The organism is Elioraea rosea (assembly GCF_007644105.1).
GTDB lineage: Bacteria > Pseudomonadota > Alphaproteobacteria > Acetobacterales > Acetobacteraceae > Elioraea_A > Elioraea_A rosea.
Genome location: NZ_VFAC01000007.1, coordinates 1 through 14,509, shown reverse-complemented (window position 1 = coordinate 14,509; position 14,509 = coordinate 1). Strand labels below are relative to the sequence as shown.

General features: G+C 70.8%; 14 protein-coding genes. 5 read left to right on the top strand and 9 right to left on the bottom strand.

Going from position 1 to position 14,509, the window contains the following annotated elements:
- Positions 1–95: 95 nt before the first annotated feature.
- Both FIF60_RS06810 and FIF60_RS06805 read left to right on the top strand, forming a co-directional pair.
- Positions 96–1,880 (top strand): AMP-dependent synthetase/ligase, encoded by a 1,785-nt coding sequence (locus FIF60_RS06810; RefSeq protein ID WP_338032063.1) that lies wholly within the window; start codon positions 96–98, stop codon positions 1,878–1,880.
- A gap of 77 nt (positions 1,881–1,957) precedes the next feature.
- Positions 1,958–3,208, top strand: a complete 1,251-nt coding sequence (locus FIF60_RS06805) for an alpha/beta hydrolase family protein (protein ID WP_204251127.1) — start codon at positions 1,958–1,960, stop codon at positions 3,206–3,208.
- Between the two features lie 47 nt (positions 3,209–3,255).
- On the opposite strand, the gene FIF60_RS06800 is transcribed toward FIF60_RS06805, so the two are convergent.
- Positions 3,256–3,528: a DUF2312 domain-containing protein gene (locus tag FIF60_RS06800; protein WP_144185192.1), complete on the bottom strand. Its 273-nt coding sequence runs from the start codon at positions 3,526–3,528 to the stop codon at positions 3,256–3,258.
- 183 nt (positions 3,529–3,711) lie between these two features.
- On the opposite strand from FIF60_RS06800, the gene FIF60_RS06795 reads away from it, so the two are divergent.
- Positions 3,712–4,743 (top strand): catalase family protein, encoded by a 1,032-nt coding sequence (locus FIF60_RS06795; protein WP_158639100.1) that lies wholly within the window; start codon positions 3,712–3,714, stop codon positions 4,741–4,743.
- Here the strand turns inward: FIF60_RS06795 and FIF60_RS06790 are convergent, their stop codons facing one another.
- Together FIF60_RS06790 and FIF60_RS06785 are read right to left on the bottom strand one after the other, a co-directional pair.
- A complete protein-coding gene (locus tag FIF60_RS06790; RefSeq protein WP_144185188.1) occupies positions 4,744–5,214 on the bottom strand; it encodes an SRPBCC family protein in 471 nt (156 codons plus the stop codon).
- Between the two features lie 8 nt (positions 5,215–5,222).
- A complete protein-coding gene (locus tag FIF60_RS06785; RefSeq protein ID WP_144185186.1) occupies positions 5,223–5,537 on the bottom strand; it encodes a DUF1244 domain-containing protein in 315 nt (104 codons plus the stop codon).
- A 141-nt stretch (positions 5,538–5,678) separates the two neighbouring features.
- Between FIF60_RS06785 and FIF60_RS06780 the strand changes: the two genes are divergently transcribed.
- Together FIF60_RS06780 and pyk are read left to right on the top strand one after the other, a co-directional pair.
- Positions 5,679–6,926 carry a glycerate kinase type-2 family protein gene (locus tag FIF60_RS06780; protein ID WP_144185423.1) on the top strand — a complete coding sequence of 416 codons (1,248 nt, stop codon included), beginning with the start codon at positions 5,679–5,681 and terminating at the stop codon, positions 6,924–6,926.
- A gap of 13 nt (positions 6,927–6,939) precedes the next feature.
- On the top strand, positions 6,940–8,373 hold the full coding sequence (gene pyk / locus FIF60_RS06775; protein WP_144185184.1) for a pyruvate kinase: 1,434 nt from the start codon (positions 6,940–6,942) through the stop codon (positions 8,371–8,373).
- A 3-nt stretch (positions 8,374–8,376) separates the two neighbouring features.
- On the opposite strand, the gene FIF60_RS06770 is transcribed toward pyk, so the two are convergent.
- The 6 genes from FIF60_RS06770 to FIF60_RS06745 all read right to left on the bottom strand — a co-directional run.
- Complete coding sequence (locus FIF60_RS06770) at positions 8,377–10,206, bottom strand: TRAP transporter permease (protein ID WP_144185182.1); 1,830 nt, start codon at positions 10,204–10,206, stop codon at positions 8,377–8,379.
- Between the two features lie 68 nt (positions 10,207–10,274).
- Complete coding sequence (locus FIF60_RS06765) at positions 10,275–11,261, bottom strand: TAXI family TRAP transporter solute-binding subunit (protein WP_158639099.1); 987 nt, start codon at positions 11,259–11,261, stop codon at positions 10,275–10,277.
- A gap of 38 nt (positions 11,262–11,299) precedes the next feature.
- On the bottom strand, positions 11,300–11,857 hold the full coding sequence (locus tag FIF60_RS06760) for an LOG family protein (RefSeq protein ID WP_144185177.1): 558 nt from the start codon (positions 11,855–11,857) through the stop codon (positions 11,300–11,302).
- Positions 11,858–11,860: 3 nt separating this feature from the next.
- Positions 11,861–12,703 (bottom strand): carboxylating nicotinate-nucleotide diphosphorylase, encoded by an 843-nt coding sequence (gene nadC / locus FIF60_RS06755; RefSeq protein WP_144185175.1) that lies wholly within the window; start codon positions 12,701–12,703, stop codon positions 11,861–11,863.
- A 93-nt stretch (positions 12,704–12,796) separates the two neighbouring features.
- Positions 12,797–13,666 carry a DMT family transporter gene (locus FIF60_RS06750; protein WP_144185173.1) on the bottom strand — a complete coding sequence of 290 codons (870 nt, stop codon included), beginning with the start codon at positions 13,664–13,666 and terminating at the stop codon, positions 12,797–12,799.
- 7 nt (positions 13,667–13,673) lie between these two features.
- The coding region (locus tag FIF60_RS06745; protein WP_144185171.1) for a methylated-DNA--[protein]-cysteine S-methyltransferase at positions 13,674–14,509 on the bottom strand (836 nt) is incomplete at its 5' end.

Genomic DNA, 14,509 nt, shown 5'->3' with positions numbered 1-14,509 from the left:
CCGGGCCGGGACAACCGGCACGGGCGGGATGCTGCGGGGACACCGCCGCGCAGGCCGAGCCGGCCTGGGCGGCCGATCTGGGAGGATAACGCCGGGTGACGAATTCGGGTGACTGGGATGACCTTGCCGCGAGCCTTAAGGCCAACGGTGCGCTGGCTTCCATGGGGCAGGCAGGCTCGGGCTATCCCGCCTGGCCGAACCTTGCCGCGATGATGTTTTCCCGCGCCGCCGAATGGGGCGAGCGCCCGGCCGTGTGGGCCAGGGAAGGCACGTCCTGGCGCGCAACGAGCTGGGCCGCGCTCGGACAGGCTGCGGCGGGCCTCGCCTCCGCGCTCCGCGCCCATGGCGTGGAGCCTGGCGACAGGGTGCTCCTGCTTGCGGAGAACCGGCCCGAATGGCCGATCGCCGACCTTGCGATCATGGCGGTGCGGGGCGTCTGCGTTCCCGCCTACACGACCTTCACGCCGGGCGACATCGCCCATGTGCTGGCAGACAGCGGCGCCCGCGCAGCGGTGGTCTCGACCCGGGCGTTGGCGCAGAAGCTGATGGACGGCGCGGGCCGTGCCGGCGGGCTCGACCTCGTCGTCGCGATGGAGGATGTCGGCGCGCTTGCGGGTACCACCGTCCTGCCCTGGACCGAGGGCGTCTCCCGCCCGCCACTGCCTGGCTTCGCAGAGGAGCTTCTCGCCATCCCGGGCGAGCAGACGGCGTGCCTGATCTACACCTCCGGCACGGGCGGGGCGCCGAAGGGCGTGATGCTGCCGCACCGCGCGCTCCTGTCGAACTGCGCCGGGGCGTGGGAGCTGCTCAAGCCGCTCGGCCTCAAGGACGAGGTCTACCTCTCCTTCCTGCCTCTCTCGCACAGCTACGAGCACACTTGCGGGCAGTTCTTCCTTCTCTCGATCGGCACGCAGATCTACTACGCCTCGGGCGCAGACAGGATCGCGCCCGAGATGCTCGAGGTGCGCCCGACGGTAATGACCGCCGTGCCAAGACTGTTCGAGGTGATCCGCTCGCGCATCCTCACGGGCCTCAAGCGCGAGCCGAAATGGAAGCGCGACCTCTTCGTCGCCGCGCTCGCGCTCGGCGCGCGACGGGTGCGCGGGCAGAGCCTCGGGCCGACGGGGTGGTTCGCCGACAAGGCGCTCGAGTTCCTCGTGCGGCGCAAGGTGCGCGCGCGCTTCGGCGGCAGGCTCAAGGGCATCATGAGCGGCGGCGCCCGCCTCGACCCCGATGTCGGCGGCTTCTTCCTCGCCCTCGGCATCCCGATCATGCAGGGCTACGGGCAGACGGAGGCGGGGCCGGTGATCGCGGCCAACCCGCCGGGGCGCATCCGCATCGACACGGTCGGCCTGCCTCTGCCCAATGTCGAGGTGCGCATCGCCAATGACGGCGAGATCCTCGTGCGCGGCGATCTCGTGATGCAGGGCTACTGGAACAACCCCGAGGCCACCGAGGCAGCGATCCGCGATGGCTGGCTGCACACAGGCGATGTCGGCTCGCTCGACGAGGACGGCTATCTGCGCATCACCGACCGCAAGCGGGAGATCATCAAGACGACGGGCGGCGACATGGTGAGCCCCGCGCGCGTGGAAGGCATCCTCGCGCAGCAATCGGCGATCGCTCAGGCCGTGGTGGCGGGCGACGGGCGGTCGCATCTCGTGGCGCTGATCGTTCCGGCCGATGGGGCGGACGAGAAGGAGATCGGCCTCGCGGTGGACGAGGCCAACCGCACGCTGACGGTGACGGAGAGGATCCGCCACTGGCGGGCGGTTCCGGCCTTCACGATCGAGAACGGGCTGCTGACCTCGACGCAGAAGGTGCGCCGCCAGATCGTGCTGCGCGAGCACAAGGACATCGTGGAGAGGATGTACGCCTGACAGGCGGCTCGCTCGCCATTCGTCAACGAAGATCGGGCACGGTACCCGCGCGACCCAGCCCCCGCAGCGAGGACGACATGCGTGACCGCTCGCCACCACCAGGCCTGCCGCGGCGACAGATGGCCGGTGCGGCCGCAGGCCTGAGCCTCGGCGCGATGGCGCTCGCAGCCACGCCGGGCGCGGCGCAGCCGGCAGCCGCGCAGAAGGTGCCAGGCCACGTGACCTATCGCCTCATCGCGCGGTGGGACGTGGCGCGGCTGAACCGGATCCTCACCGCCGATACGCCGGCCTTCGCGGGCATACCGGTCACCTACAGCCCCGCGCGCACTGCGGTGCGGCTCTATCGCGTGAGCTATCCGTCGGTGGTGCCGGAGCGAAGCAACACGCCCGTCACGCTCACAGGCCTCGTCGCCATTCCGGAGACAGGCGCTGCCACCCTGCCGCTCCTCTCGTACCAGCACGGCACCGTGTACGGGAAACAGCAGGTTCCGTCCTTCCCCGAGCAGTCACCCGAGACCCAGCTCATGGTCGCGCAGTTCGCGGGCCAGGGCTACGCGGTGATCGGTGCCGACTACATCGGGATGGGCGAGTCGACCGAGCCGCAGGGCTACATGGTCAAGGGCAGCCACCAGCAGGCAACAGCCGACCTGATCATCGCCGCCCGCACGGTGCTGCGGGCAGAGGGCCTCACCGACCGTCACCTCTTCCTGTCCGGCTGGTCGCAGGGCGGCTACGTGACGATGGCGCTGCTCGAGCGGCTCGAGGCGATCGGCATGCCTGTCACAGCGACCGCCACGGCAAGCGCGCCGATCGACCTTTGGGCCGCGCTCGCGGGCTTCCTGAACTTCCCGCGACCAATCGATGCGACCTGGATCACGACGATCTTCATCCTCTCGTCCTTCTCGTTCGAGACCTACTACGCCCTGCCCGGCCTCGCACGGTCGATGATAAGGCCGGAGCACTACGACATCTGCAGGCAGGCCTATGAAGGACAGGTGGTCGACCCCGCACGGATCCCGACGGATCTGCGCAGCTTGATCGCGGACGCCTACTTCGACCCGGGCTTCTTCACGGCCTCCGCCTTCGGGCGCCAGATGGCCGCGAACCAGGCCTATCGCTGGATCATCCGCACGCCCGTGCGCAACCACTACGGCGAGAGAGACGAGGCGATCCGCCACGGCATCGGGCGGCTGGCGATGGAGTTCCAGCGGGCGATGGGCAATGCCAGGGTCGAGGCGGTCTCGACCGGCCCGACGACGCATCGCGGCACGTTCGCGCGCGCGGTGCCCGAGTGGAAATCCTGGTTCGACGGGCTGTCCGCGACGTGACGCGGCGCCGACGCCTGCGCAAAAATCCCGCCGGGGGCCGCGCCCCCTCAGCCCATGCCGAGGGCGCGCTTGTAGAGATCGAGCAGGCTCTCCTGCTCCTCGACCTCGGCCTGGTCCTGCTTGCGGATGCGGATGATCTGCCGCAGCACCTTCACATCGAACCCGGCCGACTTGGCCTCGGCGTAGATGTCCTTGATGTCGCCCGCGAGCGCCTTGCGCTCCTCCTCGAGCCGCTCGATGCGCTCGACAAGGCTGCGGAGCCTGTCGGCAGCGATGCCGTAGGTCTGGTCGTCGGCTGTCTTCTCGGCTGCCTTGGCCATGCGCGTCACTCCGTCGCGAAGGGGCGGGAGGGATAGCGGCGGCGGGCCCCGACATCAAGCCCGGGGCTTTAGGCCCCACCCCTCCGCCGCGATGCATCTGCCGTCGCGATTGGCTATATGCTCACCCGGGCAGCGCCCGCCTCGCTTCGGCGCAGCATTTCCCTTGCCACAGCCGGGCCCAGGATGACCCATCCCGAGACAGCCGAAGGCGAGCCGTTCCGCTTCGCGCCCGTGGCGGGCGAGGCCATCCCCGAGGGAGAGCCGGAGGCGATCGGCGCGGTCGTCGCCGCGATCGAGGCCGAGGTTCGCTCGACGGCCGCGACCGGGCCCGCCCGCAGGGATGCGCACCCGAAGGCGCATGGCTGCGTGCGCGCCGAGTTCCGCGTGCTTGACGGCCTTCCCGTGCATCTCCGCGCAGGCGTGTTCGCCGAGCCGCGCTGCTACCCCGCATGGGTGCGTCTCTCGAACGGCTCCGAGACCCCGAGGAACGATCGGCGCGGCGACGGCCGCGGGCTCGCCATCAAGCTGCTCGGCGTCGAGGGGAGTCCGTCGGGTACGCAGGACTTCCTGCTGATCAACCATCCGAGCTTCTTCGTGCGCAACGCGATCGACTACATCGCCTTCCAGGCGGCGAAACCGCGCTGGCGCTTCTTCTTCCCCGGCTGGAACCCGACCCGGTTCCGGTGGAGGGAGCTCGCCGTCGCCGGCGCGATCGTGCGCCGCCGCGTCACCAACCCGCTCGACATCCGCTACTGGAGTATGACGCCGTATCTGTTCGGCGATGTCGCCTGCAAGTTCTCCGCGCGCCCTGCATCGCCGCCGTCACGGTTCCATGGTACCGATGGGCCCGACTTCCTCCGCCGCAACCTCTCGCGGCACCTGGCCGAGGCGGGCGCGGCCTTCGATTTCCTCGTACAGCTTCGCGGCGATCCCGACGCGATGCCGATCGAGGACCCGACGGTGATCTGGAGCGAGGCCGCCTCGCCCTTCATTCCCGTCGCGCGGCTGACCATCCCGCGCCAGGCTTTCGAGACGGCCGAGCAGATGGCGTTCTGCGAGAACCTGTCCTTCACGCCGTGGCATTGCGTGCCGGCGCACCGGCCGCTCGGCGGCATCAACCGCTCGCGCCTCGCCGTGTACGAGGCGATCTCGCGCCTGCGCCACGAGCTGAACGGCACCGTGCGCGCGGAGCCGAGGCAGGCAGAGCCAAGCTAGCTAAGGCTCCTGCCACCCACGGACATGGGCATCGGGGTGACGATCCGCCACGAAGCGGGGGTCGACGCCGTGCTCGAGCCAGATCTTGGCGGCGGCCAGGACAAGCGCGAAGCCGCCGGCCGCGTCGAGCGCCCGCTCGACCGCCCCGCGCCCCGCGCCGAAGCCGCGATTGACCACCTCGACGAAGGTGTGATCGGCCCTCGGGCTGAAGAGCCACTCGACCTCGGTGGGATCGTCGGCGAGATCCCATGCGATGGCGATGCGGCGACCATCGTCGATCGCCTTGACCTCGAGATCGGTGGCGACACCGTACATCGCCCATGACCAGCGAAGCCTCGCGCCAGGCTCGACGCGCCCGGTAGCCTCGGTGAACCAGAACCGTGTCGTGACGGCTGGATCGACGAAGGCCTCGAACACCTCCGCCACAGGCCGGCGGATCAGCATGCCGGCCTTCGCCACAGGCGCCTCCATGCCGGCGCTCAATGGTCCTTCGGCTGGGCGACGGCGAAGGCGGCGAGCTGCTCAGCCGACGCCTCCTTCTGGTGCAGCGCCTGCCACTCCTTGTACGGCATGCCGTAGATGATCTCGCGCGCCTCGTCATAGGTCAGCGCCAGGCCCTTCTCCTCGGCCGCCGCGCGGTACCACTTCGAGAGGCAGTTCCGGCAGAAGCCCGCGAGGTTCATCAGGTCGATGTTCTGCACGTCCGACCTCTCGCGGAAATGCTGCACGAGCCGGCGGAAGGCAGCGGCCTCGAGCGCCGTGCGCGTCGCGTCGTCGAATTCGGGTGCGGCCATGTCTCGCCTCCTGTGACACACCTGACCCTCAACATGGCGCGCCGGGACGGTCTTCGCCATACTCCCCGCGCCGAGCTGGGATGAGGGAGGTTTCCGGGCGTGGAGGTGACGGACGCTGCGGCGCGAGCGGCGCTGAGGGCCATGTTCGATGGCGCGGTCGCCGCGGCCGACCCGCGGCGTGTGTTGCCGAAGGCGCTCGCCGGAATCGCGTCGCCGAAGGGGCGCACGGTGGTGATCGGCGCGGGCAAGTCGGCCGCGCTGATGGCCTCGGTTCTCGAGGAGGCGTGGCAGGGCTCCGTCGAAGGCGTTGTCGTCACGCGTGACGGCCATGCAGTGCCGACGAAGCGCATCGCCGTGCTCGAGGCGCGCCACCCCGTGCCGGACGCGCGGAGCGAGGCGGCGGCGCGGCGCATCCTCGAGGCGGTGCGCGGTCTCGGCGAGGACGATCTCGTCATCGCGCTCATCTCGGGTGGCGGCTCGGCGCTCATGTCGCTTCCCGCGCCCGGCCTGACAGCGGAGGACAAGCAGGCGGTGAACCGCGCCCTGCTCGCCTCCGGCGCGACGATCCACGAGATGAACGCGGTGCGGAAACACCTCTCCGCGATCAAGGGCGGACGGCTCGCCGCGGCAGCGGCGCCTGCGCGCATCGTCACCCTCGCGATCTCCGACGTGCCGGGCGACGACCCGGCGGTGATCGCCTCCGGCCCGACCGTCGCCGACCCCACGAGCTTCGCCGATGCGCGCGCGCTCGTCGCGAAATACGCCATCGCGCTTCCCGATGCGGTGGCCGCGCACCTGATGCGCGCGGAGGAGGAGACGCCGAAGCCGGGCGACCCGCGGCTCGATCGCGCCGCGTTCCACATGATCGCCACGCCGCAGATGGCGCTCGAGGCGGCAGCCGAGGCCGCGCGCGCGCACGGGCTCGCGCCGCTGATCCTCGGCGATGCGATCGAGGGCGAGAGCGGCATCGTCGGCACCGTGATGGCCGGCATCGCGCTGGCCTGCGCCACGCATGGCACGCCCGCGAAACCGCCTTGCGTGCTGCTTTCGGGCGGCGAGACGACGGTGACGATCGGCTCCGGCCCCGCCGGGCGCGGCGGGCGCAACACCGCCTTTCTCGTGGGCCTCGCGCTCGCGCTGAAGGGCACGCCAGGCATCTGGGCGATCGCCGGCGACACCGACGGCATCGACGGCACGGAGGATGCCGCCGGCGCGATCGTCACCCCCGACACGATCGCCCGCGCCCGCGCCGCAGGCCTCGACGCGGCCGCCCTCGCCGCCGGCTTCGACAGCTACAGCCTGTTTTCAGGCACCGGTGACCTTGTCGTAACCGGGCCGACGCTGACCAACGTCAACGACATCCGCGCCATCCTCATCGCCCCCCGATAGGTTCCGGAGACTCATGCGACAGAAACCCGCGCTGAGGCGGCACCGCCGCACCAAGATCGTTGCCACGCTCGGCCCGGCGAGCTCGACACCGGAGGTGATCGAGGCGCTGTTCCAGGCAGGAGCCGACGTGTTCCGCCTGAACTTCAGCCACGGCACGCACGAGGATCATCTCGCGCGGCTGAACACGATCCGCGGGATTGAGAAGCGCGCTGGCCGGCCGATCGGCGTGCTCGTCGATGTCCAGGGCCCGAAGCTCCGCGTCGGCACGTTCGGCGGCGGGCGCGTGCAGCTCCAGACCGGGCAGAGCTTCCGGCTCGATCTCTCCCCCGTTCCGGGAGACCGCACGCGCGTCTCGCTCCCGCACCCCGAGATCATCGGCTCGGCAGGCATCGGCTCGACGCTGCTGATCGACGACGGCAAGGTCCGGCTGCGCGTGACGCGCGCGCGGGCGGACCATCTCGAGACCGAAGTGGTCGTCGGCGGCGCGGTGTCGGACCGCAAGGGCGTCAACGTGCCCGACGTGACGCTGCCGATCCCGGCGCTGACCGAGAAGGACAAGCGCGACCTCGCCTTCGCTCTCGACAACGGCGTCGAGTATGTCGGTCTCTCCTTCGTGCAGAAGCCGGAGGACGTCGCCGAGGCACGGAAGATCATCGGTGACCGCGCCTGGATCATGAGCAAGCTCGAGAAGCCCGGCGCGCTCGACGCGCTGGACGAGATCGTCGCGCTGTCTGACTGCGTGATGGTCGCGCGCGGCGATCTCGGCGTGGAGCTTCCGCCCGAGGCCGTGCCGCTCGCGCAGAAGCGCATCGTCAAGGCGTGCCGGCGCGCGGGTAAGCCAGTGGTCGTCGCGACGCAGATGCTCGAGAGCATGATCTCCGCCCCCACGCCGACGCGCGCCGAGGCCTCCGACGTCGCCACCGCGGTGTTCGACGGGGCCGATGCGGTGATGCTGTCGGCGGAGAGCGCGGCAGGCTCCTTCCCGCGCGAGGCGGTGGCGATGATGGACCGAATCGTTTCCCGCGTCGAAGCGGACCCGACCTGGCGAGAGATCGTCGAGGCGACGCGGAACCCGCCCGAGCATTCGACGGCCGATGCGATCACCGCCGCGGCGCGCCAGGTTGCCTCCACCATACGGGCCGAGGCGATCGCGACCTTCACGATGAGCGGATCGACCGCGCTTCGCATGGCGCGCGAGCGGCCCGACGCGCCGATCCTCGGCCTCACCCCGCGCATGACGACGGCGCGGCGCCTCGCCGTGACCTGGGGCGTCCACCCCGTCGTCACGGCCGATGTCCATTCCATGACCGAGACGGTCTCGAAGAGCCTGCGCATCGCCTCGCAGGAGGGGTTCCTGAAGCAGGGAGACGAGATCGTGGTGATCGCGGGCGTACCGTTCGGGGAATCGGGCACGACGAATGCGCTGCGCGTCGCCGTGATGCCGTGAGCGCTACGCGCGGAGCTTCTCCCCCGCACGGTCGAGCCTGACCCAGGCGAGCGCGAGCGCGAGAAGGCCGAGGCCCGCCGCATCCGCCCGCCAGTCGGGCGCCACGAGGGTGAGGCCCGCGGCGATCAGTACCGCGCGCTGCCCGGGTGCGAGCCGGCGGCCAAGCCAGCCCTCGAACCCTGCGGCGAGGGACACCACGCCGCAGAGCGTGACGAACACCGCCCAGAGGACGACGATCGGCTCGCCCACCAGAAGCAGGCCGGGGCGGAACACGAAGCAGAACGGCAGCACGAAGGCAGCGACCGCGAGGCGGCAGGCGATCAGCCCGATGCGGATCGGGTCTGCCTGGGCGATCGAGGCGGCGGCGAAGGCAGCGACCGCGACGGGCGGCGTGATCGCGCTCATCGAGGCGAAGTAGACGACGAAGAGGTGCGCTGCGAGCACCGGCACGCCGAGATTGATCATCGCCGGCGCGGCAAGCACGGCGGCGAGCACATAGACGGCAGGCGTCGGCATGCCCATCCCGAGAAGCAGCGTCACCCCCGCCGTGATCAGCATCACGAACAGGATCTGGTTCGGCGCGAAGCCGAACAGCAGGGAGGAGAACTTGCCGGAGAGATCGGTGATGGTGAGCGTGCCGACCACGAGACCCGCCACGCCGCAGGCGATGCCCACCGGTGCGGCACGGCGCGCGCCGTCCTGCGCCGCCTCGAACAGCGCGCGGGCAACGCGCAGCGGGTCGCGCGTCATCACCACCGCCATCGCCCCGGCGAGCAGCACGGCGATGCCGCCGCCATAGACAGGCCTGTCGGCCGAGACGACGAGCCAGACCATCGCCGCGATCGGCACGAGGAACCACCAGCCGCGGCGCATCACCTCCACCACGCGCGGCCCCGCCTTCTCGAACGCGCCAAGCCCGTCGAGCACCGCGCGCGCATGCACCTGGTAGAACACCGCGACGTAATAGAGCACCGCGATGGTGATCGCGGAGAAGGCGATGTCGGCATACGCGATGCCCGTGAAGTCGCTCATCAGGAACGCCGCAGAGCCCATGACGGGCGGCAGGATCGCGCCGCCCGCGGAGGCCGCCGCCTCGACCCCGCCGGCATAGGCCGGCGCGTAGCCAAGGCGCTTCATCATCGGGATGGTGAGGCTTCCGGTCGTCACCACGTCCGCCGTTGGCGAGCCTGAGATGGTGCCGTACATCGCAGAGGAGACAACCGCGACCTTGGCCGGCCCGCCCGCCTGGCGGCCGACCAGGGCGCCTGCGAGATCATGGAAGAAATCCCCGCCGCCGAGCCTGTCGAGCACCGCGCCGAACAGCACGAACACGAAGACGAGGAACGCCGCGACCGCAAGCGCGGGGCCGATCAGCCCGTTCGTCGTGAAGACGAGATGATCGACGATCTCGGTGAGCGTTAGCGGCCGGTGCGAGAACGAGCCGGGCACGTGATGGCCCCAGACGGCGTAGGCGAGGAACCCGGCGACCAGGATGCAGAGGGTGAGCCCGATCGTCCGCCGCGTCGCCTCGAGGACAAGAAGGCAGAGCAGGACCGCCGCGATCATGTCGGCGTCCGACAGCGGGCTCACCATCGGCCAGCGCAGCGCGTGCTTCGGCGCCATCCAGACGAAATACCCGCAGGTGGCGAGCGAGAGCGCGGCGAGCCCGTTCGCGAACCAGGATCGCCCCTTTGGCCTCAGGGCATTGCCTGTGACCGTGAGGAAGCCGAGCGCGAGCACCGTGCCGAGGAAGGCGAAGAGCGTTGCGTTGCGGTCGCTCTCCCAGCCCAGCGCAAGCGCCAGCATCCAGCTCGAGAGTCCGGTTCCGAGCACGGCGACGGCGGCAGCCTCCGCCGGTGGAAGCTCCCGCCTGTTGCCTGGCCCGAACCGGGCGACGATGCTCAGGCGAGCAGCCCCGCTGCGCGGTAGGCCTTCGCCGCACCGGGGTGCAGCCCCACGCCGCCCGTGTCGGGTAGCGCCTTCGGCTCGAGCCGCGCCATTGTGGCGTGGCTGCGCTTGATCGCGTCGAAATTGGCGATCATCGCCTTCACGATCGTCTCGATCGTCGCCTCCGGCACGTCGGCGGAGGTGAGCAGGATGACATGGGCGCGGAACGTGTTCAGCGCCTCGGGCTGGAACGGGTAGGAATTGGCCGGAATCGTCACCGGCGTCGAGCCGAGCCGCTCGTTCACCTTCGCCACGACCTCGGGCCCGAGCTTCAGCATGCGCACGGGCATCTCGCGCGTTGCGTTGATCACCTGGCGCGAAGGGAAGTCGACGACGTTGGTGATGATGTCGGCCTGGTTGTTCTTCAGCATGTCGAGCGCGTCGTTCCAGGCGACGTAGTGCGTCTTGCCGCCCCAGCGCTCGATCTGCGCGAAGGGCGCGCCCGCGGCGGCGAAGGCCTCCTCGGTCGCGAGCGCCATCAGCGTGCCGCGGAGGTTCGCCGTCACGCGCACCGGCGCGCGCTTCTGCGCGATCTCCTCGATCGAGGAGACCGGCCCGCCCTCGCGCACGAGCGCCTGCCAAGCCGCCTCGCTGTCGATCAGGCTCACGGCGCGCACGTTCGGCATCGCCCGGTCGAAGGGCGGCTCGCCCTTGATGGCGCGCAACGCGATCTGCGCATGTGCGATGCCGAGCTGCACCCGCCCCTGTGAGACCAGAAGTACGTTCGCTGCATCGCGCCCCGGCTCGTAGCTGAAGGAGGAGCCCGGCACGGCACGGCGGATGCTCTCGCCGATCGCGTTGCCGATCGCGCTCCACGCGCCGCCGACCGAGCCGCCCGCGAGCGTGATCCGCATCGCCTCCTGCGCGCCGGCGCCGCGCGCGGCGAGAATGGCCGGCGCGGCAGCGGCCGCACCGAGGAGAAGTCGACGTTGCACCGGCATGTTCATTCTCCCTCTCTCCCAGTCATCTCTCGGCCGCCTCACGCCGCGCGCGGGGCGAACGAGGACGCGATCACCGCGAGCGCGCTCGGCACGTCGGGCAGCACGCTCCACGCCCCCTCGATGTCTGCGCGCAGCACGCCGCGGGCCTTGAGCCCGGCCATCATCTGCGCGAAGTCGCGCCAGAACCCTTCGACATCGACGAACAGCACCGGCTTGCGGCTCAGCCCGACGTCGTACCACGTGATCATCTCGAGCGCCTCGTCGAGCGTGCCGACGCCGCCCGGAAGCACGAGGAAGATGTCAGCGAGATCGGCCATCAGCTGCTTGCGTTGCGCGAGCGTGTCGACGAGGTGGATCTCGGCGATGTCGATCGCCGCGCGCTCGCGCCCCGCGAGGTGGCGCGGCATGACGCCGACGACGCGCCCGCCGGCCGAGACCGCGCCGCGCGCCACCGCCCCCATCAGGCCGCGCGAGGACCCGCCATAGACGACCGAATGGCCAAGCCGCGCGATGCCAGCCCCCGCCTCCTCCGCCGCCTGCTTCAGCGACGCCGCGAGCGTATCATTGGCCGAGGCGAAGACGCAGACCGCTCCCATCCCTCAGGCCTCGATCGTCGCGTCGAGGCCGATATCGACCGGCGGCGCGCCCTGGGTGATCCGGCCCACGGAGATGAAGTCCACCCCCGTCTCTGCGATCGCGCGGATCGTGTCGAGGTTGACACCGCCGGAAGCCTCGAGCGGCACGCGGCCCGCCACCATCGCCACCGCCTCGGCGAGCATCGGCGGCTTCATGTTGTCGAGCATGATCACGTCCGCCCCCGCCTCGACCGCTTCCTTCACCTGGTCGAGCCTGTCGCACTCCACCTCGATCTTGGTCAGAACCGGGGCGGTGGCGCGGGCACGGGCGACGGCGGCGGCGATCGAGCCGCAGACGGAGATGTGGTTGTCCTTGATCATGATGCCGCCGGCGAGGTCGAGCCGGTGGTTGCGCGCCCCGCCGACGCTGGTCGCGTGCTTCTCGATCGCCCTCAGGCCGGGCGTGGTCTTGCGCGTGTCGATCAGCTGCGCCTTCGTTCCCTCGATGCGCTCGACATAGCGGCGCGTCACGGTTGCGACCGCTGACATGTGGGAAAGCAGGTTCAGCGCCGTGCGTTCGGCCGTCAGCAGAGCGCGGGCGGGGCCGGTGACGGTTGCGAGCACCGTTCCCTTCTCGACCTTCGCGCCGTCCTTCGCGCCGGCCTCGAAGCCGCACTGCGGTGCACGGCTGCGGAACACCGCCTCGGCGACGTCGATGCCGCAGACGACGATGGTCTCACGGGTGCGGAGAACGAAGGTGGCGCGCGCCTCGGCGGGGATGACCGTCTCGCTCGTCAGGTCGATCGCCCCGACATCCTCTGCGAAGGCGGCGGCGATGATCCGATGCACCGAAGGCCATTCCAGCACGCCCGCGCTCCCCTGATTGTTCGTATGCGTATGATCAGTGTGGTCCCCACCCAGCGGGGCTGTCAACGCCGCCCGGCACGCTGGCGCAATAACTCAGACGCGGCGCGGGGCGAGCGCGATGGCGTTGCCGAGCGCGACGAGACCGGCACCGATCACCGCGAGCACCGACCAGCGATAGTCCTCCAGCACCGAGGACAGCGCGAGCGACAGCACCGGAACGACCACGAGCACATACGCCGCGCGGTCCGCGCCGATGCGCGTCTGCAACGTGAAGTAGCAGAAGAAGGAGAGGATCGAGACGAGCAGCGCCTGGAACACCAGCGCCGCGATCCACGCCGCATTGAGCGGGACGGCAAGCCCTTGCCCGCGCAGCACCGAGACGATCGCTGCGAACACCCCGCCGATTACGAGCCCGTCAGCGATCACCGCGAGAGTCGGCAGCCGCGCGCGGGCGTTGCGCACCGCCGCCATGTTGGCAGAGGCGACGACGAAGGAGCCGCCGATGCCGAGCGCGACGCCGCGCCAGGCGCCGGCTTCGGCGAGCATCGACCATTCCGGAGCGAAGACGAGCGCGAGCCCCGAGGCGGCGACGGCGGCGCCGAGGATCACCGCCGGCCGGATGGGAAGGCCGAAGCCGAGCCGTAGCCCGATCGCGTTCAGCGGGATCACCATGGCCACGATGACTGCGACGAGGCCGGAGGCGATGAACGTCACAGCCTCGTAGAAGACGAGGTTGTTGATGGCGAACAGCCCGAGCCCCTGGATGGCGACGAAGGGCAGGTCGCGCAAGGCGAAGCCCTTGTGCCGCCCGGTGCCGCGGAGCCAGAGCTGCAGGATCGTGCCGGCGAGAAGAAGCCGCCAGGCGACGGCCGGGCCTGCCGGTCCGATCGCCACCTGGATCTTGATCGCCGCCCAGCCGAGCGCCCAGAGCACGGACGTCACCGCGAAGAGGAGGATGTTCACCCGGGCATCAGTCCCCCGCCTCGGCCGCGAGCAGGGCGCGCTTGCGGGCAAGCCCCCAGCGATAGCCGTGCAGGCCCCCGTCCTTGCCGATCACCCTGTGGCAGGGCACGACGAGCGATGTGGGGTTGCGTGCGCAGGCCGTGGCGACGGCGCGCACGGCATCTGGCCGGCCGAGCGAGGCGGCCACCTCGCTGTAGGTGCGGGTCTCGCCCGGCGGAATGGCGCGCAGCGCGTCCCACACGCGCTTCTGGAAGGCGGTTCCCTGAAGGTCGAGCGGCAAGGCCAGCCCGGCGCGCGGCGCCTCGAGATAGGCCAGCACCGCCTGCACATGGCCCGCAAGCGTCGCGTCGTCCTCGGCGACCGTCGCGTTCGGGAAACGTCGCTGCAGATCCGCGAGAAGCGCCGCCCGCGGCTCGGCGAACCCGATGAAGCAGACGCCGCGGCCGGTGGCGCCGACGAGAAGCGGGCCGAAGCGCGTCTCGGCGAAGGCGGTGCGGATGGTCTCTCCCTGCCCGCCCCGGCGTGCGCGGCCCGGGGTGATCCCGCCTGTCGCCGCATAGGCGCCGCGGAGGCTGCCATAGCCCGCCGCGAAGGCGGCCGTGACCACCCCCTCCCCGCGCGCCAGCCGCTCGCCGAGGCGCCGTGCGCGGAGGCCCTCGGCATAGGCGCGCGGGGTGAGCCCCGTCTGCGCCTTGAACAGCCGGAGCAGGTGGAAGGCCGAGTAGCCCGTGCGCTCGGCGAGCTCGGCAAGCGTCGGCGGGGGCTCGGCCGCCTCGAACGCCGCCTCGATCAAGCCGGCGACCGCACGTGCCGCGGCGGCCTGGGCGGTCGCGTCGGCCGGGG